Here is a 20,201-nt window from a genome sequence, read left to right on the forward strand (position 1 = left end):
TTTAATAGATTCCATCTTTCCCCGCTTGATGGCCATATTTATGTAATACTTATAATGGCCCGGTGCCGCATTTGACCTTTATATGTTTTATACCCATACTGTCCAGGCAGTAAACCTTATTTTAAATTCTCAATTAATTTATGAAAATGAAAATGCTGCTATCAAAAATAGCAGCACTTTTCCTAGAGCCCTTTGAGTACATCTCCAGAACTTTTGTCTTCTTCAAATGTCAGTACTTCCTCTACCGGCTGGTAGGATTCTCCGTAGAATTGAGCATCTTTATACGTATGAATCAGCTCATATGTCTTCTTCATGCTCTCGTAGATCAGTTCTTCCGATTCATTTCCAGGGGCCCAATAAAGGATTTCCATACTATTGATTTCCTTTGTTGCCAGGGAACGCCTTCTATATCCGATCGATTGGGCATGCTCAAAGCCTTCCCGCTTGTAAAACTTGAGCCTTTTTTCTGTGTCGGTGTCTTCATAATCGACCGGCTCTACTTCAAGGATGATCGGTTTTCCCTTTTTCTTAAGCTTATCAAGGAGTTTATGGCCAAGACCCTGTCCCCTGGCTGCCTTTGAAACAAACAGGTAGTCGATGAACACGAAGTTATCCAGTTCAACATACATCAAAACATGGTTCTTTCCTTCGTCCTTATGGTAGATTTCAGAGCGTTCCTTGAGCAGCGTCTCCATATGCTCGCGGGATTTCATTTCTTCGATAGGGAAATATTGATTCAATTTTTCATACCAATGCATATTTTGGCTCCTTTTATTTAATAGTCCAGTCCGATAAGCATCCATCTTTCTCTACACTTCCCCGGCTGCTGCAGAGCTTAATTGCCCCGCTCTGAATCTCACATGTAAAATACACTAATAATTTGCCAAAATGTAAAGTATTTATACAATAGACCTTTTCTAATAACTGCTGTTCTTTTACAATAAATAGAAAGGACACTGGCATTTGGCATTACAAATTATTCGCAGCGCTGCTGTGAAAAGAAAGATGGAGGTTTATATGATTGAATTTGCTGCGGATTTATCGATTGTTGCCCTGCTCGTGATTGGGATTACTGCTATAATTGGAGTTGCAGCGAATGGAATCGGCGAGAAGCTGTTCGGCGGTAAACGAAAATCCGAATTTGTGGATCAATCCGCAAAGGTGCAGACTGGGTGGAAAAATGTAGGCGGCAGAAAGTAAAACTGATCCTGCCATATACTATGATACCGCATACAGCTTCTGTGTCAAATAACATCCTGCTATTAACGCTCTTTAGGATATAACAGCCATTAGCATGCGGTCTTGGCCTGAAAATGGCCGCTCAATTGAACAGAGATGAAGCCGGGTCAATTGCCCGGCTTTTCCTTTTTTATTCCCCTGGTGTATAGTCAACGCCTTCTGTGTAGGAATTGCCTGCATTCCAAAGGAGATATTCATTGATCCCCTGGTCTTTAAGGGCTTTAATCTGAGCTTCTACCTCTTGCTTTCCGTATGCCTTGTAATTCCCTGCCCCCAGCCACGATGCCGTAAAGTCCTGGAGCCATGGCCTTGATACAGGCGCCTCTTCCAGCTCTGCAAGCTTCTTCTTCTCAAGCTTAGAATATTCTGCCACAAGATTATATGGTTCCAGATCTGGCTTGCTGATCCCGAAATAGGACGTCCAATGACTCGGATAAATCATTGATGAAATTACATCAACATTGGAGGAAATCTTAGAGAAATTCTGGCCGATTCCGGGTGCTTCCGGCAGTGTTGCGCTGTAGCCAAAGATATCAACAGAAACTTGTACATCATAAGGCTTAAGCTTTTCCCTCGCATAAGCTACAAAGTCAGTGACAGCCTGAACCCTTTTTTGAACATTATCATCAGCGCCATTATACTCTCCAGTAGAATAAGTTAAAGTCTCTTCACGTTTTTCAAACCCTTCAGGAAAACGGACATAATCAAATTGAATTTCCTGGAATCCCATCTTAGCGGCTTCAATGGCTATACCGACATTATAATCCCAAACCTCTTTCAGGAATGGGTTTACGAATGATTCACCTCTGCCATTTGACCAGACCTTATTCCCGTCCTTATATGACCATTCCGGCTTGCTATTGGCCAATACGCTATCCTTAAAGACTACCACACGGGCTATAGGATAAATCTTCTTCTCCTCCATTGTTTTCAGAACCGTTGCAGGGTCTTTTATATAGGGTTTGCCGATGGAGCTGTACGGGGATTTCCCTTCAGGAATATAGGTCAGATTGCCCCAGTCATCCTTTATATCGATAACCATGGCATTTAAGTCAGTTTTGCCGATCAAATCTACTAACTTATTAAATTTTTCTCCGCCGGCAGAATGCCCGGTAACATAGACTCCTCTTACAGCGTCAGGGTATTCAAAGGTATAGCCTGAGTCATATTTAAAACGTGCCATGGCTGCTGGCAGTTCTTTTTTCATTTCTATGTATTCTCTTACGGGCATGGAGCTGTTTGTCAGCTTTTCACTCTCTTCCGCACTGGCATGTATTGTGATGAGCGAAGACAAAGCAGCAGCAGCCGCAGTCATTTTCAGAGCCTTCATATTCCGTCTCCCTTCTATCCTTGTATTTTCATTATAAAGGCAGCCTGCTTCCATTTACATATGTAAAAAGCAATAACATAGTACTCATTCCCTCTCTTCTTTCCTATTACACTTGAAATAAGGATTTTTTAAGATTTTAATAGGAATAATGAATATATAGAAAATTTATAATAGTAATTGTTGTCAAAATGTTGTATTATTATTACAAGAAAAATGCGTTAATGAGAAAAAGGGTTAAAGTGATACTTCACATTCCGAAATAGGTCGTTTTTACAGCTTAGCTATTTACATCACCTGCAACGATAATTCTAAAATTTTTGCTGTTCTTTTTATTTGATGTAATTAAAAGCCAAAAGACGATCTCGGAATGAGATCGTCTTTTGTTATTTTTTGTATTGGGCCTTATATTGTGCTGCTTCCTTTTCAGAGCAGTAAACATAATGTCCTGGTGCAATTTCCCGCATCTCCACTTGGTCACTGTCCGTATAATTGTGGACAGCAGGATCATAGCTTGTACGCTTTCTGGTCCTCTCAGTTTCTGGATCCGGAAGCGGAATGGCAGAAAGAAGGGACTGTGTATAAGGATGGAGCGGGTTATTGTAGAGATCATCGGCCGGAGCAATTTCAACCAGCTTGCCGAAGTACATAACTCCAATCCTGTCACTGATATATTTAACCATGGAAAGGTCATGGGCAATAAACAGATAAGTCAGCCCTTTTTCGCGCTGCAATTGCTTCATCAGGTTTACTACCTGTGCCTGGATGGAAACATCGAGAGCTGAAATCGGCTCATCAGCAATGATGAATTCAGGCTGTACGGCAAGAGCGCGGGCAATCCCGATCCGCTGGCGCTGACCGCCTGAGAACTCATGCGGGTAACGGTTAGCGTGCTCTTTGTTCAAGCCGACCGTTTCAAGAAGCTCATACACTCTTTCCATACGCTCTTTCTTGCTTGTGGCAAGGCCATGGATGTCAATGCCTTCAGCAATGATATCAGCTACAGTCATCCTAGGATTCAGGGAAGCGTAAGGATCCTGGAAAATCATCTGCATTTTGCGGTTGAATTTCTTCAGCTCTTTAGCAGATTTCCTTCCGTGGACGTTCTCTCCTTCAAAAAGGACTTGTCCGTCTGTAGCATCGTACAGTCTGATGATCGTTCTTCCGGTCGTCGATTTTCCGCAGCCTGACTCGCCTACAAGGCCAAGCGTTTCACCTTTGTAGATGTCAAATGAAATGCCGTCTACTGCCTTTACCATATTAGGGCGGCCGACATTAAAGTGCTGCTTTAGATTTTTGATTTCAATTAACTTTTCAGCCATTTTATTTGCCCTCCTTCACTAAAACAGGCTTATCGAATGTGGAAGAGAGCTTGCGGATCCTGCGCTTGACAGCTTCAGGCGGTTCTACTTCCGGTGCATCCGGATGGAGCAGCCATGTTTTTGCAAAGTGCGTTTCAGAAATCTGATACATTGGCGGTTCTTCTTCAAAATCTATGGCCAATGCAAACTGGTTCCTCGCTGCAAATGCGTCTCCCACTGGAGGGTTAGTTAAATCAGGAGGAGTACCTGGAATTGCTGCAAGTTCAGTCTTTCCATCATTATCAAGGCTAGGCATGGAAGCCAGAAGCCCCCATGTATAAGGATGGCGCGGATCATAGAATATTTCATCAACTGTTCCCATTTCTACAATCTGGCCGGCATACATAACAGCAACACGGTCTGCTACATTGGCAACTACACCAAGGTCATGAGTAATGAAGATAATGGAAGTATCCATTTTGCTCTGAAGATCCTTCATTAGATCCAGAATCTGAGCCTGAATTGTTACATCAAGCGCTGTTGTAGGCTCGTCCGCGATCAAAAGCTTTGGACTTGCGGCAAGTGCGATGGCAATCATAGCACGCTGTCTCATACCGCCTGAGAACTCATGAGGATATTGGTTTACACGCTTCTCCGGCATTGGAATCCCAACAAGGCGCAAAAGCTCTGTCGCCCTATCCTTAGCAGCAGAAGATGACATATTCTGGTGCTTGATCAGCACCTCCATGATTTGGCGGCCAATTCTCATTGTCGGGTTCAGAGAAGTCATTGGATCCTGGAAAATCATACTGATTTCTTTACCGCGGATCTTTTCCATTTCCTTTTCCGATTTTGGAACGATATCGTCGCCATCAAGGAGAATTTGTCCTCCAGCAATTCTGCCTGGCGGCATTGGAATCAATTTCATGATTGTCTGGGAGGTAACACTTTTACCTGAACCGGACTCGCCGACAATCGCGAGGGTCTCACCTTTATGAAGATCGAAGGACACGCCGCGGACAGCCTGGACTTCTCCTCCATAAGTTTGGAATGAGACTCTTAAATCTTTTACTTCGAGTAATTTTTCCATTTATCTCACTCCTTATTTGCGTAGTCGCGGATCTAGCGCATCACGAAGTCCGTCGCCGATTACGTTAAATGCAAAGATGGTCAAGCAGATAAACGTTGCCGGGAAGAACAAGCGCCAAGGATAATATCTAAGTGCCGGAAGGCCGTCATTTGCCATGGTTCCCCAGCTCGCTACAGGCGGTGTCAGACCAAGACCCAAATAGCTAAGGAATGCCTCAGTAAAGATAGCTGATGGCACTGTAAGTGTCATGGTTACAAGAATAGGGCCCATTGTATTCGGGATCAGGTGCTTGAACATGATGCGCGAAACATTTGCTCCCAAAGTTCTTGAAGCAAGGACATATTCCTGATTCTTAAGTGAAAGGACTTGTCCACGGACAATACGTGACATATTGATCCATCCGGTAATGGTCATGGCAAGGATCATCGTGCCGACACTCTGGCCTAATACAACCATAAGAAGGATAACAAGCAGCAAGTAAGGAATCCCATAAAGGACATCCGCTGCACGCATCATATATTCATCTGTGCGTCCGCCTTTGAAGCCGGCGATGCCGCCCCATAGTACGCCAATGAAGAGATCAATTAATGCAGCTGCCAAACCGATGAACAGGGAGATTCGTGCACCTTCCCATGTACGGGCAAATACATCGCGTCCCAGATCATCTGTACCGAACCAGTGCTCGGAAGATGGTGACTGATTTTTATTGCCTAGATCGTTTGATGCATAATCATATGGTGTCATATATGGTCCAAAGATCGCCATAAATACAAGGATGGCCAAAAGCACAATCCCAAACATGGCAAGCTTGTTTTTTCGGAATCTAAGTGTAACATCTTTCCAGAAAGATAGGCTTGGTTTACTGATTTTTTCTGCATCAGTTGTTTGTGTGCCAACAACTCTGAATTTATCTTTTGATAACTGTCCCATAATTTACTCTCCTTTCTTCCCGCCTGCAAGTTTGATGCGCGGGTCAATGAGTCCGTACGCAATGTCGACAAGGAGAATAGACACTAACAGAATGATACTGTAGAATACGGTAACTCCCATAATAACAGTGTAATCACGGTTTCCGATGCTTAATACAAAGTGGGAGCCGAGTCCCGGAATACCAAAGATCTTTTCAATTACGAAGCTGCCTGTAATAATACCTGCTGAAAGAGGTCCCATATAGGAAACGACAGGAAGCATAGCATTTCGGATTGTATGTTTAATGGTAATAACACCCTGGCTCAAACCTTTAGATTTAGCCGTTTTAATATAATCATTCGAGAGCACTTCCAGCATGGAAGAACGCGTCAGACGGGCGATAAACGCCATTGGAGATGCCGCAAGCGCCAACGCAGGCAATATCGTATGCATGAAGGACTCCCACCTGGCTACCGGGAAGACGCCAAGTTTAATCGCAAGGAAATATTGCAGGAATGTGGCCATGATGAAGGAAGGAACCGAGATCCCCATAACTGCAACGATCATTGCAGTGTAGTCCTGCCACTTATTGTGCTTGAGGGCTGCAATAACCCCTAAAACAACACCGATTGAAACTGCGATCAGAATCGCCTCGATACCGAGCATAAGAGATACAGGAAAACCTTCGCTGATTAAATCATTGACAGTCTGGCTCTTATACTTAAAAGATGGGCCAAAATCCCATTTTATGATTCTTAATAGATACTCCCCATATTGAACATACCATGGCTGATCGAGCCCGTAGTGGGCATTCAGGTTTGCTTCAATTTCGGGAGGCAGTTGTTTTTCTGATGTAAATGGATTCCCTGGTGCAATGCGCATAAAGAAAAACGTTGCTGTGATGATAAGCCACAGCGAGACAATCATATAGATTAAGCGTTTTCCAATATATTTCGCCATTGTCAAACACCTCCAATTTTATTTCTGCTTCATTCAGAAACGAAGGTATATGGGGGAAAAACCCCATATACCTCTCGTTTAGACAGCTATTAGTATTAGCTATTCTTATTCAAAGTACGCCCATTTGTATTGAACGTCGCCAAGTCCGGAAACAGCTACGCCTTTAAGGCTTTCATCCTGAACCCAGTTGTTTGTGTAGAAATAGATAGGAGCTACAGGCATATCTTCCATGAAGATTGCTTCAGCATCTTTAAGCAGCTGCTGACGTGCTTCTGCATCAGCTTCTGTTGCAGATTGCGCTAACAGATCCTGGAATTCTTTGCTTTCCCATCCAGTATCGTTGTTACCTCCATCAGCATCACGGTAAAGCTCAAGGAAGTTGATTGCATCGTTGAAGTCTCCAAGCCAGCCCATACGAGCTACCTGGTAGTCAAGAGCGTGAACCTTATCAAGGTATACAGCCCACTCAGAGTTATCAAGTGTTACTTCTACGCCAAGGTTCTGCTTCCACATATCCTGGATTGCCTGAGCAATCTTCTGGTGTGCTTCAGAAGTATTATAAGAAAGAGTTACTGCAGGAAGCTCAGAAGCATCCTTGTAGCCAAGCTCTTCCAGACCTTTTTGCAAGAATTCTTTAGCTTTTTCTACATCATTGTCAGCAAAATAGCCTTCTTCATTTTCAGCGAACATTGACGGCGGAACGATAGCCATCGCTGGAAGCTGTTCACCCTGAAGGATGTTGTCGATAAGCTCCTGACGGTTGATTGCATATGTGAATGCCTTACGGATATTCACATTGTTGAAAGGTTCTGCAGTTGTGTTGAATTTGTAGTTGTAAACACCAGCGATAGGCTGTGTTACAAGGCGGTCTTCGTCTTTAAGGGCCTGCATAGCATCAGTCGGAAGTGCTCCAGTCGGTGCTCCTGCCCAGTCAAGCTCGCCGTTGTCAAGCATTGACAATTCAGTGTTTGGATCATTTACCATGATCATTTCGATCGAGTTAAGCTTTACAGTATCTTTATCCCAGTAAGTATCGTTCTTTTCAAGAACAATCTTGTCACTGTGTGACCATTCAGTCATCTTGAATGGACCATTTGAAGTATAATCGTCGCCTGCATCGTTTGCCCAGTCAGGGTTTGCTTGTGCAACCTTGCTGTTGATCGGCAGGTACGTATAGAATGCAGTCAATTCATCAAAGAATGGAGTAGGATTTGCCAAAGTTACTTTAAGCGTTTTTTCATCTACCACTTCGATTCCTACGTCATCAAGTGAACCGCCGCCAGTGTTGGCAGCTTCAGCACCTGCGATGTAGTAAAGCTGGTAAGCATACTCAGACTGGTTGGCAGGATCGATAGCCCACTTCCATGCATATGCAAAGTCTTCTGCTGTTACAGGATCGCCATTAGTCCATTGAGCATCCCTTAATGTGTAAGTATAAACTTTCTGATCTTCAGAAACTTCAATTTTCTCAGCTGCTGCCGGTTCAGGCTTTCCATCTGGATTGATGCGTGTCAGACCTTCGAAAGTCTGGCGAAGAACAGTACCGGAAGTTGCATCCTTTGCAAGGCCCGGGTGAAGTGAAGGCGGTTCAGAGTTAATGTTAACCGCTAAGTCCTGAGGTACGTCTTTCCCTCCGTCTCCATCGCTTCCGCTGCCGGCATCATCGCCGCCGCCGCTGCACGCTGCAAGGAACATGCTTAGAACAAGCAACATACTAAAAAAGATCGATAATCTTTTGTTCACGGTGTTACCCCCCTATATAATTTCCACAAATGCCTTTTGCAGGAATCTGTCCACGCTTCCATAAACAACTGTCCGCCTTGGATATATTGCTCAAATAGTCAGTAAATTAACTGTAAAAATAAACTGATTATCCGCGCAGCAAAAAAAGTAAGCTTATAACTCAAAAGACAAAGATTATCCTCTATTCTGACAATTCGAGAGAAAAATCAAAAGGATAAGCCAAAATTCTGTAAGCTATAAACTTACTACTAATCTCTTTATCCATAGGTTTTCAGAACTATATGCAAGAATGTTACAGATTCGTAAAGAATCATTTGTTACGTTTATTATATGTATTTTAAAACTTGTTTGCAAGGGGCTTTTATTTTTCAATGGAGGGTATAGTGAGAAAATTGTCGAAAAAATACTTTTAAATCAAGAGTTTGCTAGTTTTAATTTTTTTGAAATTTTTCTTAATTCCCCTTTTGCCGAAGGTTATTTGGACCTTGATTTTTCCCATATTTTTCTTGTTTTCCTATACGAATTCCAGGTGTGTTATTTCGAATTACCTTGATTTTTTCTGCAGTTTTGGTATATTTTAATGTATAAAACCAATACTGTTGATGATAAAGCAATGACAAAGAGTAGTACATTTGCTCAGGGATTAAAGAGAGTTTGTGGCTGGTGGAAACAAACATCCCGGCAAATCGAATGGACTTTAGAGCTCCGGCTGCGAAAGGCTGCTTCCTGCTGCCTATTAGCTTCCGGCGTATCCCGCGTTATGGGAAGCCCGGCCTGCAGGCAAGCCGGGGTTAAGAGGCCTCAGCCGAGGCACTTAGGGTGGCACCGCGGACCATTCGTCCCTATTTTTCAGGGGGACGAATGGTCTTTTTACGTCTTTTGCGGAATTTCCGCCACTTTTTCGGCTCACTTTTTGTCTGCTGATACATCCAAGGAGGAATATATATGAAAACCATTTTTTCCGGCATCCAGCCCAGCGGCACTCTTACACTGGGGAATTATATCGGTGCCATGAAGCAATTCGTGGAATTGCAAAACGAATATAACTGCTATTTCTGCATTGTCGATCAGCATGCCATCACTGTCCAGCAGGACCGGATGGAGCTCCGCAAAAATATCAGGAGCCTTGCAGCCCTCTATCTTGCTGTCGGGATCGACCCTGAGAAAGCAACACTTTTCATCCAGTCTGAAGTCCCTGCCCATGCACAGGCCGGATGGATGATGCAATGCGTTTCCTATATCGGGGAGCTTGAGAGGATGACCCAGTTTAAAGATAAGTCCCACGGAAAAGAAGCAGTATCTTCCGGCCTGCTGACCTATCCGCCGCTCATGGCTGCCGACATTCTTCTATATAAGACAGACCTGGTTCCTGTAGGGGAAGATCAGAAGCAGCACTTGGAGCTTACAAGGGATTTGGCAGAAAGATTCAACAAGAAATATAATGACATCTTTACAATCCCGGAAGTGCGGATCGCAAAAGTAGGGGCAAGAGTTATGTCCCTCCAGGATCCGGCTAAAAAGATGAGTAAATCTGATTCTAACAAAAAGTCTTTCATCTCTTTGCTTGATGATCCAAAGCAGATTGAGAAAAAAATTAAAAGCGCAGTTACGGACTCTGAAGGAATTGTAAAGTTTGATAAAGAAAATAAGCCTGGAGTTTCCAATCTCTTATCTATCTACTCCATCCTTTCCGGCAGGACTATAGAAGAGATCGAGGCGCAATACGAAGGAAAAGGCTACGGAGACTTCAAAGGCGATCTTGCAAAAGTGGTTGTCGATACAATCGTGCCAATCCAGGAAAAATACACTCAGCTCATGGAATCAAGCGAGCTGGATGAAATCCTGGATAGAGGAGCCGAAAAGGCTCAATTCACTGCCAATAAAATGCTGGCCAAAATGGAAAACGCCATGGGGCTCGGCAGAAAACGCCGATAATGAAAAAAAGGAGCTGTGATCAGCTCCTTTTTTCATTAAACCAAAGAGGGCATGGTTTTGTAATCCCTCTCCCCATAAATCAGGTCTTTAAATGGGGCTGTTGATTTCCGTTCCAGGCACTTCGCTTTCCGCGGGGCGGAATTGAGCCTCCTCACCGCAAGCGGTTGCGGGGTCTCAACTCTTCCGCTATTTCCCGCAGGAGTCTACGTGCCTTGCACTCCAATCAACAGGGTTTTCAAACTTTATTTGGTCTTTAGGAAAAAGATACTCCTTTTTCCTTCAGTATAGAATTATGCATATTAATTCACTTTCGAGCCATGCTCCATTTCCCACAGTTTCTCAAAAAATGGCTGCCCTTTAATGATATTTTCGCAAAAAGCTTCATGTTTTCCTGACCATCCCAGCTTCGTTTCCTCATACAGTGACTTCCAGGCCTGTTCGAATTCCAGCTGCTGGATTATAGTATATTTCTCTGGATTCCACTCTGTATACCAATAGCGGATTTCAGCTGTATTCCCAGATGAATGAAGCTGATCAAGAGCCATAAAGAGCAGCTGCTTCAGCTGCCTTTCTTTTCTGGTAAGGCCGTTCATCATTTCCGGGGCTGGCGAAAGGATGTGAAAATCCTTTAAACAGGATTGGTCGTTAAATGCATATTGGATGGTTTCCTGATTATCAAGCATTTCGTAAGCAAGCTGCTCCTGCCTTGGAATCAGCCGGCTTTTGCGGATGGGTATATTATAGCTGATCGTATCGACTGCCAATATGCCTGAACCGTCGGAGACGACAAAACAGTAATCAAGCTGTGTCCGTTCGTGGTTTTTTCGCAAATATGCTTTTTGGTAGATGTCGTTCAGCAGCTGTTGCGGCAGTTCTGATAAGTCGTTTTCTATGTAGTTGAAAAGGAGCGGCTCTACCTTTAACAATGGGACCTGATCAAGCAATTCCACACTGTCATCTTTTCTCCATTCATGAAAGTGGCATACATTATATCCGTTTTCTTCTCCTTCAAACCAGTTCACCCATACATCATGAAGATACAACATCTTATAACCCCTCACTTCAAGTAACTATTTGTCACTCAGTATGAACAGGAAATAGTTAATTTATTCCTCCACGTGCAACAGTTTACTCCTCAGTTCCCTGCGGAAAGTATACGGCCACTGTAATAATGACAATCCCGGCCGGGAGCAGTCCGCACTCAGGCCTTTTAAGAATGTATGAAAAATAGTCACTCAATTCATGCCCGGCAATTAAGAGATTTAAATAAGCCACCGAGCTGATCCCGCCTGCTACAGCTAGTCCAAAACCAGTAATAAAAATAAACAGCCTGAAGATCATTGGGCTGGATCCCTTCTGGCTTGTCCCATATAAACTCCTGCTCTCTTGTTTTTTTACATATATATGATAGAAAGCGTTAAATCATACGGCAAAAAGAAAAAAGACCCCCAAAAGGATCTTTAATTGCGGATTTCATTAAAAAAGGGTGAGCACCTGAAGTGTCTCGCCCTTTATGGTTCCGGCTGATGCCAGCCGCATTATCTATTTGACTTAGGGTTAAATGCGTCCTTCAGACCCTCGCCAACGAAGTTGATTGATAGTATTGTCAGTGTCAGAACCGTTGCGGGCGGTATCCATATCCACCACTTGCTGGTCAATACATCCGGACTTCTTGCATCCTGAAGCATATTGCCCCAGCTCGGAATGTTCATCGGTACACCGAAGCCGAGGAAGCTTAAGCCAGTTTCCGCCACGATCATGGCAGCAAGTGTCAATGTAGCCTGTACAATAATGGTAGACATTACATTCGGCAATAGATGCTTGAAGATCGTTGTAACTGACGAACAGCCGATAGAGATGGAACTCATGATATACTCGTTTTCTTTCTCTACCATTACCTTGCTTCGCACCAGACGGGCTATTCCGGTCCAGCTCAGCACACTAATGACGAAGATGAGTGTAGCTGTACTTGATTCTATGAAAATAGACTTTAGCACGATGACGAAAAGCAGGAACGGAAAGTTCATCATAAAGTCGGTGAAGCGCATAAGCACATTGTCAACCCAGCCTCCGAAGAATCCGGCTGTGGCTCCTACGATCGTTCCAATCACCACTACCGAAATGGTGATGGAGAAAGCAAGAGTCAATGACGTTTTTCCGCCATGGAGGGTCCTGGCAAATACATCTCTCCCAGACTTATCTGTGCCAAAATAGTGTTCTGCTGAAGGCTCTTTGCTGATTTCAGTCAAATTCAGCTTAGCCGTTTCCTCAATCGGCATGGACAGCGGCTCGGCAAATATTGATACTAAGACGATGAGCACAAGATAGCAGAGACTGATCATGGCAAGTTTATTCTTTAAAAATTTCCTGCGGGCGAGAGCCCATGGCGACTGGCTCTTGGGAGGCTTTACAGGCTCCTCAATAGCCGTTGTACTTTGCTGCGAAATTGTTGGTTCCATAACTCTCACCTACCTAACTTAAACGTATGCGCGGATCTACTATTCCATATAGTATATCTGCCACTAAATTTCCAATAAGCGTCAGGATGGTCAGCATCATGGTGATGGCCATCATAACGGAATAATCACGTGAGTTTACTGATTCTACAAACAGGTATCCGATTCCCGGATATGTAAAAATGGTTTCGGTAATAATAGCTCCCCCGAAAAGACCTGCAATGTCAAAGCCCAGCAGTGTAATAATCGGAATGACCGAATTTCTGAGGATATGCTTATTATAAATCGCGGATTCTTTCGTACCCTTTGCTCTGGCTGTACGAACATAATCTTTGCGAGAGCTTTCGATCATATCATTGCGCAGGAACTGGGTATATCCAGCCGTAGCCATGGTGCCCAATACAAGCGCAGGAAGAATTGTATGCTTGATTTTACTCAAATAATATTCAAAAGATCCTGGTTCAACGCCTGAACCGATACTTCCAGTCGCCGGGACCCAACCCAGCTGGAAAGAGAAAACGTAAATCGCCACTAGGGCTGCAACAAAGCTTGGAATGGCCAAGGCCAAATAGTTTATTCCTGATATTAGATAATCTCCTGGACTGTAGGCAAATCTGCCTGAGAACCTGCCCATCATAAAAGCTAGAATATACGTAATCATGAGTGAAGTAAAACCTAAGAAAACTGTGTTCGGCAGCCTGTCGCCGATCAATTCCATTACATCGCGCTTATGGATGAATGAATCCCCAAAATCCCCTTGAACCACTCCGCCTATCCAGCGGAAATACTGTGTATGGATTGGGTCATTCAAGCCCATCTTTTCACGCATTTCCTCGATATATTCCGGATCGGAATTTAGCGGGTCGATTTTTCCAGAGAGGGCGTCCCCTGGCATAAGCTTTGCCAGGGTAAACACCACAATGGAGATAAGGAAAATTATTGGGATCATACCTATAAGTCTTCGGATTGTGTATTGCAGCATACTCCATTCCCCTTATCTAAACCTTATTTCTTATTACTCAACAATGTGCCAGTTGTAGAACTCATCTGTGCCGCCTGGAGTTACTTTGACTCCGCCAACACGTTTGTTGATTGCCCATGCATCTTCCCTTTGGTCGAAGAAGATTACAGGAAGCTCTTCGTTAACAAGTTTCTGCCACTCGTTGTATACTTCTTTACGGTATTCGATAACATCCTGGTTTTTATCTTCAGGGAATTGAACACCCTTCTTGATAAGCGCATCGGATTCTTCATTCAACCAGCGCCACATATTCCACTTGTCAGTTGACAGCCAAATGCCGGATGGATCTGGATCATATGAAAGTCCCCATGCACCATGGAAAGTTTCAACAGATGGATCATCTGCTTCGATAGTGTCATAGAACAGGTTGAAGTCTTTCAGGGAACCGCCGTTAAGCTGAGCCTTGACTCCAACTTCACCCCAAGATTGAAGAATGAACTGAGCACGCGCTTCAGAAGTTTCAGCACTTGCCATCGCATCGAAGTTGATAGAGAAAGGCTTTCCGTCTGGATCTTCACGGAATCCGTCGCCGTCAACATCTTTATAGCCGGCTTCATCCAACAGGCTCTTTGCCTTTTCTGGATCATAGTCATAAGTGTTGATTTCTGAATCGTCGATCTTAGCCCATGAAACGGACGGGAATGGAACGTTAAGCGGTTTACCTAAACCGTTTGTGAAAGCATCGATATAAGCTTGGCGGTCCAGTGCATAAACCAATGCCTGGCGCACGCGCTTGTCAGAGAATTTAGGGTTATCCATTACAACTTTTCCTGATTTTGCATCATAGCGTCCCTGGTCGATACCGATATAGCTGTAAGACATAGCATCGATTGTTACAGGGTTGATATTGCCAAGTTCTTTAATTTGTCCCCACTGGTCAGAAGGAGCCTGGATAACATCCACTTCGCCGTTTTCGATCAGGCCGGCAGCAAGGGATGGATCAATGATTTTGTAGACAACGCCGTCAAGCTTGGCAGGGCCTCTCCAATAATCATCATTACGCTCATATTCAATCATTTCGCCAGGAACAATGTTCGTTACTTTAAACGGCCCGACACCAATCGGGTTTTTACGGACTTGGTCAGAGTCAGGAAGTTCTTTAGAAGAAATATCTCCATAATAATGCTTTGGTTCTGGAATAGACCAGATGTTGTCAATCAGGTTGACAGAAGGTTCTGTAACTGTAACTTCTACTGTCAGGTCATCAATAACCTTGATACCTTCAATCGTGTCAGCTTTTCCATCTTTGTATTCCTGTGCACCCTTAATCATCGCCACGTTTGCGAAACGTGCTCCCTCATATGTAGGATCTGCGATCAGGTACCAGGCATATTCCATATCTTCAGCAGTCAATGGTTCGCCGTCATGCCATTTTACGCCGTCTTTCAACTTGAAAGTTACAACAGTGTTGTCTTCATTGAAAGTCCATTCAGCAAGGTTAGGGATCGGCTGCAGCTCATCATTGTAAGCAACCATTCCTTCGTGCATGAACTGAAGGGCATTTGCATCGTCTTCCCCTTCATAATAGGCATAAGATAAAACGCCTTTAAACGCCTGAGTATAACCAAATGTTACTTTTCCGCCTTCTACTTCAGTTGTTTTAGCATCTGTGTCATCGTCTTTTTTATCAGTGTCATCGCCTGAAGTCTTTTCATTCCCAGAGCAGGCAGCAAGGAACATGGACATTACCAGCAGGACTGAAAATAGCCAAAATGCTGATTTCTTCATCGTTTTCCCCCCATAATTATCGTTTCTTTTTTTTCAAAATGGCCAAGCTTTAGTTATATAAGTGACATGCAACCCTATGTCCAGGCTTCACCTCCTTTAATTGAGGCTTGATCTTAGAGCACTCCGGCATTGCGTGTGCACAGCGCGGATGGAATGTGCAGCCGGAAGGCGGGTCGATCGGGCTTGGGACATCGCCTTCAAGGATGATCCGGTCTTTCTTTTTGCGCGGATCAGCCTCAGGGATAGCCGAGATCAGAGCCTGTGTATACGGGTGCAGCGGCTCTGCATATAAACTGGACTTATCTGCTACTTCAACAAGGCCGCCGAGGTACATGACGCCAATCCGGTCGCTCATATGCTTCACGACGCTAAGGTCGTGGGCAATGAAGAGGAAAGTAAGGTCAAACTCTTCCTGAAGCTCTTTCAAAAGGTTCAGCACCTGGGACTGGACTGATACATCCAGGGCGGAGACCGGTTCATCTGCGATGATGAGCTTAGGCTTCAGTGCCAGGGCCCGCGCGATTCCGATCCGCTGCCTCTGGCCGCCGGAGAATTCGTGCGGATATTTATAATAGGCATCTTCCGGAAGGCCTACCCTTGCCAGAAGTTCCATGACCTCAGGCTTCAGGTCCTTTTCTGAACGTTTTGTATAGTTGCGGATCGGCTCGGATATAAGATGGCCTACCATCATCATCGGGTTCAGGGAAGCATATGGATCCTGGAAGACCATCTGGAAATCCTTGCGAATCTTCCTGAGAGTTGTTCCGCGGAGATTTGTAATATCCTGGCCGTCGAAAATGATTTCCCCTTCAGTAGGCTCCAGAAGCCTCAGGATTGTCCTTCCTGTAGTGGACTTCCCGCAGCCGGACTCGCCGACAAGGCCGAGAGTCTCGCCTTTTTTGATTTCAAAAGATACATCGTCTACTGCTTTAACGGCAGCTACTGTCCTTCTCAGGATTCCGCCCTTGATAGGATAGTAGGTTTTCAGATTCTTGACTTCAAGCAGCGTTTCATTGGCGCTTTTGTCTTTTTTCAGTGCCGGGGATGTTGTTGCTGTCGTCATTATAATGTCACTCCTTCTTTCGGCCTGCTAGTTTCATAGAGCAGGCATGCTACCTCATGCCCATCTTCATTTTCAGCCAGCAGCGGGGTGACGGCAGTACATTCCGGCATTGCCTTTGGGCACCTGGCTGCAAACTTGCATCCCGTTTTAGGCATGTTTTTCAGTGATGGGACAATCCCCTTTATGGTGCTTAGCGATTCGACTTCTTCATCCATTTTCGGGATGGCGCCCATCAGCAGCTCTGTATATGGATGCTTCGGGTTATGGAAGAGTGTGTCGACATCTGTGCGCTCTACAATTCTTCCTGCGTACATGACAAAGACGTCATCGCACATTTCTGCCACTACCCCGAGATCATGCGTGATCAGGATGATGGACATATCATTTACTTCCTGTATTTCTTTCAGGAGCTCAAGGATCTGGGCTTGTACGGTTACATCCAGGGCAGTGGTCGGCTCATCTGCAATAAGAAGCTTCGGCTGGCAGGCAATCGCCATGGCGATCATAACCCTCTGCCTCATTCCTCCGGACAGCTGGTGAGGATACTCATCAACTATTTTTTCCGGACGGGAGATGCCAACGCTCTTCAGGAGTGCGATGCTTTTTTGCCTGGCTTCTTTTTTTGATAATTTCATATGGTTGAAGAGCACTTCCTGCAGCTGGAACCCTATTGAAAACACCGGGTTGAGCGAGGTCATCGGCTCTTGGAAGATCATTGCGATATCCTTGCCCCGTATTTTATTGATCTGGCGTTCACCCATGTCTTCGAGGTGAACCCCATCGAAGACGACCTCTCCTGATTTGATTTTGCCGATCCCCTTCGGAAGCAGCTTCATGACGGAAAGGCTCATGACCGATTTACCGCAGCCGGATTCCCCTACGATGCCTACTACCTGGCGCGGCTTGACTTTGAAAGACACATTATCGACTGCATTGTAGTATTTTCCATCGATAGAAAAAGCAGTCTCTAAATTATTCACCTCTAGCAAAGGTGCATCTGAATTGGAGTGTGATTTAAAGCTCATGGGACACCTCTTACCTTTTTGAATTGTCTGTTAATTCATTGTATTTGATTAAAATACTATTACAGATTTATTACAATTGCAAGATTTTTTTAAAATTTATTAACTTTCATTATTTCAGAAAAAACAGAAAGCCCTTAGTTTAGGGCTTTAAAGCGCTTTAATATACTAAAAAATTATAATTTGGTCTCCTAAAGTTTCGGGTTTTAAATTAAAAGAAACTTTTGTAGAAAAGTTATTCTTTTCGAAATATTGTTTCACAATCCAGTATCCTGCAGCATATCCGAGCAGGTCCGGGTATCTGCCTTTTCCGAAAAGGATCTGATCATGAACATGATCCTTTTTGGTTTTTTTCAAGTTTTCTTTAATATATTTCTCCCACCAGTTTCCAAGCTCTTTTTCCGTATAGCGGGTGCACCATGCTGCCACATATTCTTTGCCGCAATTCATTTTAACCGCATATTCCGCCATTCCTTCCAGCACCATGGAGTCCATAAGGGTGTAGTCCTGGAGTTTTTTCTTTTGCTCCCTGATCCGGCAGACGTGATGGTACTCATGGATAAAAAGGGATTCCAGCTCCTTATCATCCTGGGCATGTTCAAAGAAAAGAAACATCTTATCGGGAAATGAGACCCCTGATTTTACCGTTCCTGAACGCCTGGCCCTGCTCCCGCTCCTGTTCACCGGAAAGATATAAACAGGTATATCCGGCCCGTTCCACTTTTTCTGGTATTTCTTAAAAAGCCCGCCTGCTGATTTCCAAGTGCCTTGGCCGGCCAATTCTTCGTACACCCTGAAATTCACCCGATCCGGCCTGTACATCCCAAACCGTGTTAGATAACCATAAATAGGCTCCGGCTCCTTTTCCCCGAATTCATCCAGAAGCCGGCTGCAAATTTTCTCGGGCTCCCAGAAATCCTGTTCAAGCCATTTATCTGTTTCCATGATCCCCAATCGCCCTGCGCCTCCCTGTAAGATAATCTTTATATTCTATTGGCTGACGGCAGGAATGTTTCCCTGAAGACTTACAGAAATGCAAAAAGGCAGCACAGGCCGGAACCGGCGTGTGCTGCCTTTTTTGTTTCTATGTTTTATTCTGTATACTGTTTGAAAACGATGGTGGCATTATGGCCGCCAAAGCCCAGCGAGTTGCTCATTGCAGCCCTGATATCTTTCTTTCTGGATTCGTTTGGCACATAATCCAGGTCGCATTCCGGGTCAGGCGTTTCATAATTGATGGTTGGAGGGAGAATAGCATCCTTCATAGCGAGAAGCGTGAAGATTGCCTCTACCCCGCCTGCTGCCCCAAGAAGGTGGCCTGTCATTGACTTGGTTGAGCTGACGGCCAGTTTGTAGGCATGGTCCCCGAAAACTTCCTTGATGGCAAGCGTTTCAAATTTGTCGTTATAATCTGTGCTTGTGCCATGTGCATTGATATAGTCAATATCCTGCGGGGAGAGACCGGCATCATCAATCGCCATTTTCATCGCCCGTGCTCCGCCCTCTCCGGCAGGAGCTGGAGCCGTAATATGATAGGCATCGCCAGTAGAGCCATAACCCACGATTTCTGCATAAATTTTGGCGCCCCTTGCCTTTGCATGCTCAAGCTCTTCCAGAACAACAATCCCAGCGCCCTCGCCGATGACAAAGCCATCTCTATTTTTATCAAAAGGGCGGCTCGCGGTTTTAGGATCCGGATTAGTCGACAATGCGGTATTGGCACAGAAGCCGGCAACAGACATACGTGTGATCGGAGCTTCAGCCCCCCCTGTTACCATGGCGTCCGCGTCACCCCTCTGGATGACCTTGAAGGCATCTCCAATGGAATTGGTCCCTGTCGCACAGGCTGTGACCGTACAGGAATTAAAGCCTTTCGCCCCGAGGGTGATGGATACCTGCCCTGTCGCCATATCCGGGATCATCATAGGGACAAAGAACGGGCTTACCCTTCTGTATCCTCTGTTTAGGAAGGTTTCAAACTGATTTTCGAATGTTTCCATACCGCCGATCCCCGAACCGATCCAGACGCCAATCCTTGGCGCATTCTCATCATTGATCGTTAAATCGGCATCCTTTACCGCCATCAGCGCAGAAGCTACTGCATAATGAGTAAAGCGGTCCATTTTCCTTGCTTCTCTTTTATCAATGAACTCATGGGGGTCAAACCCTTTGATTTCAGCTGCAACCTTTGCAGGATACTCATCGCTGTTGAGCCTTGTCAGAGGCCCTACACCTGAATTTCCCTCTATTATATTCTTCCATGCAGTTTCTGCATCATTACCGACTGGAGTTACTGCTCCGATTCCTGTCACGACAACTCTTCTATTTTCCATTATTTACACATCTCCTTCTTTGCCAAGGATACTTTTTCTTCATACACTTCCGGCCGGCCCGGCTTTCAGGCTGG

The 20,201-nt window shown here is 44.7% G+C and carries 18 protein-coding genes and 1 other annotated feature; of the genes, 2 read left to right on the forward strand and 16 right to left on the reverse strand.

Annotation, left to right across the window (positions count from 1 at the left end):
- Positions 1-182: 182 nt before the first annotated feature.
- Positions 183-758 carry a GNAT family N-acetyltransferase gene (locus RBB45_RS06515; RefSeq protein ID WP_306009292.1) on the reverse strand — a complete coding sequence of 192 codons (576 nt, stop codon included), beginning with the start codon at positions 756-758 and terminating at the stop codon, positions 183-185.
- A gap of 259 nt (positions 759-1,017) precedes the next feature.
- Here RBB45_RS06515 and RBB45_RS06520 point away from each other — a divergent pair, with 259 nt between their 5' ends.
- Complete coding sequence (locus RBB45_RS06520; protein WP_022543609.1) at positions 1,018-1,200, forward strand: hypothetical protein; 183 nt, start codon at positions 1,018-1,020, stop codon at positions 1,198-1,200.
- 169 nt (positions 1,201-1,369) lie between these two features.
- Here RBB45_RS06520 and RBB45_RS06525 read toward each other — a convergent pair whose 3' ends face one another.
- The 6 genes from RBB45_RS06525 to RBB45_RS06550 form a co-directional block, all read right to left on the reverse strand.
- Entirely contained in the window at positions 1,370-2,569 is a 1,200-nt protein-coding gene (locus RBB45_RS06525; RefSeq protein WP_035402745.1) for a putative glycoside hydrolase, read from the reverse strand.
- Positions 2,570-2,952: 383 nt separating this feature from the next.
- The gene (locus RBB45_RS06530) at positions 2,953-3,888 is read right to left on the reverse strand and encodes an ABC transporter ATP-binding protein (protein WP_009794101.1); all 936 of its coding nucleotides are present in this window, start codon (positions 3,886-3,888) and stop codon (positions 2,953-2,955) included.
- 1 nt (position 3,889) lies between these two features.
- Positions 3,890-4,957, reverse strand: coding sequence for an ABC transporter ATP-binding protein (locus RBB45_RS06535; RefSeq protein ID WP_009794100.1), 1,068 nt, complete (start codon positions 4,955-4,957; stop codon positions 3,890-3,892).
- 12 nt (positions 4,958-4,969) lie between these two features.
- Positions 4,970-5,887, reverse strand: coding sequence for an ABC transporter permease (locus tag RBB45_RS06540; protein WP_009794099.1), 918 nt, complete (start codon positions 5,885-5,887; stop codon positions 4,970-4,972).
- Between the two features lie 3 nt (positions 5,888-5,890).
- Positions 5,891-6,826 (reverse strand): ABC transporter permease, encoded by a 936-nt coding sequence (locus RBB45_RS06545; protein WP_009794098.1) that lies wholly within the window; start codon positions 6,824-6,826, stop codon positions 5,891-5,893.
- A gap of 105 nt (positions 6,827-6,931) precedes the next feature.
- Positions 6,932-8,569, reverse strand: coding sequence for a peptide ABC transporter substrate-binding protein (locus RBB45_RS06550; protein WP_022543608.1), 1,638 nt, complete (start codon positions 8,567-8,569; stop codon positions 6,932-6,934).
- A gap of 604 nt (positions 8,570-9,173) precedes the next feature.
- Positions 9,174-9,416: a binding site (T-box leader), on the forward strand.
- A 98-nt stretch (positions 9,417-9,514) separates the two neighbouring features.
- On the opposite strand from RBB45_RS06550, the gene trpS reads away from it, so the two are divergent.
- The gene (gene trpS / locus RBB45_RS06555) at positions 9,515-10,504 is read left to right on the forward strand and encodes a tryptophan--tRNA ligase (protein WP_148950148.1); all 990 of its coding nucleotides are present in this window, start codon (positions 9,515-9,517) and stop codon (positions 10,502-10,504) included.
- Positions 10,505-10,803: 299 nt separating this feature from the next.
- On the opposite strand, the gene RBB45_RS06560 is transcribed toward trpS, so the two are convergent.
- The 9 genes from RBB45_RS06560 to fabF all read right to left on the reverse strand — a co-directional run bounded on the left by RBB45_RS06560 (position 10,804) and on the right by fabF (position 20,127).
- A complete protein-coding gene (locus RBB45_RS06560) occupies positions 10,804-11,550 on the reverse strand; it encodes a YjbA family protein (protein WP_009794093.1) in 747 nt (248 codons plus the stop codon).
- 82 nt (positions 11,551-11,632) lie between these two features.
- A complete protein-coding gene (locus tag RBB45_RS06565; RefSeq protein ID WP_148950147.1) occupies positions 11,633-11,845 on the reverse strand; it encodes a YuzI family membrane protein in 213 nt (70 codons plus the stop codon).
- Positions 11,846-12,042: 197 nt separating this feature from the next.
- Positions 12,043-12,963, reverse strand: a complete 921-nt coding sequence (gene opp4C / locus RBB45_RS06570; protein WP_009794091.1) for an oligopeptide ABC transporter permease — start codon at positions 12,961-12,963, stop codon at positions 12,043-12,045.
- A gap of 13 nt (positions 12,964-12,976) precedes the next feature.
- Positions 12,977-13,942: an oligopeptide ABC transporter permease gene (gene opp4B / locus RBB45_RS06575; protein WP_022543607.1), complete on the reverse strand. Its 966-nt coding sequence runs from the start codon at positions 13,940-13,942 to the stop codon at positions 12,977-12,979.
- A gap of 33 nt (positions 13,943-13,975) precedes the next feature.
- Positions 13,976-15,709, reverse strand: coding sequence for an oligopeptide ABC transporter substrate-binding protein (gene opp4A / locus RBB45_RS06580; RefSeq protein ID WP_094768242.1), 1,734 nt, complete (start codon positions 15,707-15,709; stop codon positions 13,976-13,978).
- Between the two features lie 49 nt (positions 15,710-15,758).
- Positions 15,759-16,772: an ABC transporter ATP-binding protein gene (locus RBB45_RS06585; RefSeq protein ID WP_009794088.1), complete on the reverse strand. Its 1,014-nt coding sequence runs from the start codon at positions 16,770-16,772 to the stop codon at positions 15,759-15,761.
- The gene (locus RBB45_RS06590; protein WP_009794087.1) at positions 16,772-17,797 is read right to left on the reverse strand and encodes an ABC transporter ATP-binding protein; all 1,026 of its coding nucleotides are present in this window, start codon (positions 17,795-17,797) and stop codon (positions 16,772-16,774) included. The genes RBB45_RS06585 and RBB45_RS06590 overlap by 1 nt, the downstream gene beginning before the upstream one ends.
- A 165-nt stretch (positions 17,798-17,962) precedes the next feature.
- Positions 17,963-18,739, reverse strand: coding sequence for a DUF2268 domain-containing putative Zn-dependent protease (locus tag RBB45_RS06595; RefSeq protein ID WP_224950256.1), 777 nt, complete (start codon positions 18,737-18,739; stop codon positions 17,963-17,965).
- 146 nt (positions 18,740-18,885) lie between these two features.
- Positions 18,886-20,127, reverse strand: a complete 1,242-nt coding sequence (fabF, locus tag RBB45_RS06600) for a beta-ketoacyl-ACP synthase II (protein ID WP_009794085.1) — start codon at positions 20,125-20,127, stop codon at positions 18,886-18,888.
- Positions 20,128-20,201 lie beyond the last annotated feature (74 nt).

Source organism: Bacillus sp. MMSF_3328, from assembly GCF_030733525.1.
Taxonomy (GTDB): Bacteria; Bacillota; Bacilli; order Bacillales; family Cytobacillaceae; genus Bacillus_AB; species Bacillus_AB infantis.

Coding starts and splice junctions, on each gene's coding strand:
- RBB45_RS06545 (WP_009794098.1), bottom strand. CDS start 6,826: ATGGCGAAATATATTGGAAAACGCTTAATCTATATGATTGTCTCGCTG.
- RBB45_RS06595 (WP_224950256.1), bottom strand. CDS start 18,739: ATGGAAACAGATAAATGGCTTGAACAGGATTTCTGGGAGCCCGAGAAA.
- RBB45_RS06565 (WP_148950147.1), bottom strand. CDS start 11,845: ATGATCTTCAGGCTGTTTATTTTTATTACTGGTTTTGGACTAGCTGTA.
- opp4C (WP_009794091.1), bottom strand. CDS start 12,963: ATGGAACCAACAATTTCGCAGCAAAGTACAACGGCTATTGAGGAGCCT.
- RBB45_RS06540 (WP_009794099.1), bottom strand. CDS start 5,887: ATGGGACAGTTATCAAAAGATAAATTCAGAGTTGTTGGCACACAAACA.
- RBB45_RS06535 (WP_009794100.1), bottom strand. CDS start 4,957: ATGGAAAAATTACTCGAAGTAAAAGATTTAAGAGTCTCATTCCAAACT.
- RBB45_RS06520 (WP_022543609.1), top strand. CDS start 1,018: ATGATTGAATTTGCTGCGGATTTATCGATTGTTGCCCTGCTCGTGATT.
- RBB45_RS06585 (WP_009794088.1), bottom strand. CDS start 16,772: ATGACGACAGCAACAACATCCCCGGCACTGAAAAAAGACAAAAGCGCC.
- opp4B (WP_022543607.1), bottom strand. CDS start 13,942: ATGCTGCAATACACAATCCGAAGACTTATAGGTATGATCCCAATAATT.
- RBB45_RS06590 (WP_009794087.1), bottom strand. CDS start 17,797: ATGAGCTTTAAATCACACTCCAATTCAGATGCACCTTTGCTAGAGGTG.
- RBB45_RS06525 (WP_035402745.1), bottom strand. CDS start 2,569: ATGAAGGCTCTGAAAATGACTGCGGCTGCTGCTGCTTTGTCTTCGCTC.
- RBB45_RS06515 (WP_306009292.1), bottom strand. CDS start 758: ATGCATTGGTATGAAAAATTGAATCAATATTTCCCTATCGAAGAAATG.
- RBB45_RS06560 (WP_009794093.1), bottom strand. CDS start 11,550: ATGTTGTATCTTCATGATGTATGGGTGAACTGGTTTGAAGGAGAAGAA.
- opp4A (WP_094768242.1), bottom strand. CDS start 15,709: ATGAAGAAATCAGCATTTTGGCTATTTTCAGTCCTGCTGGTAATGTCC.
- fabF (WP_009794085.1), bottom strand. CDS start 20,127: ATGGAAAATAGAAGAGTTGTCGTGACAGGAATCGGAGCAGTAACTCCA.
- RBB45_RS06530 (WP_009794101.1), bottom strand. CDS start 3,888: ATGGCTGAAAAGTTAATTGAAATCAAAAATCTAAAGCAGCACTTTAAT.
- trpS (WP_148950148.1), top strand. CDS start 9,515: ATGAAAACCATTTTTTCCGGCATCCAGCCCAGCGGCACTCTTACACTG.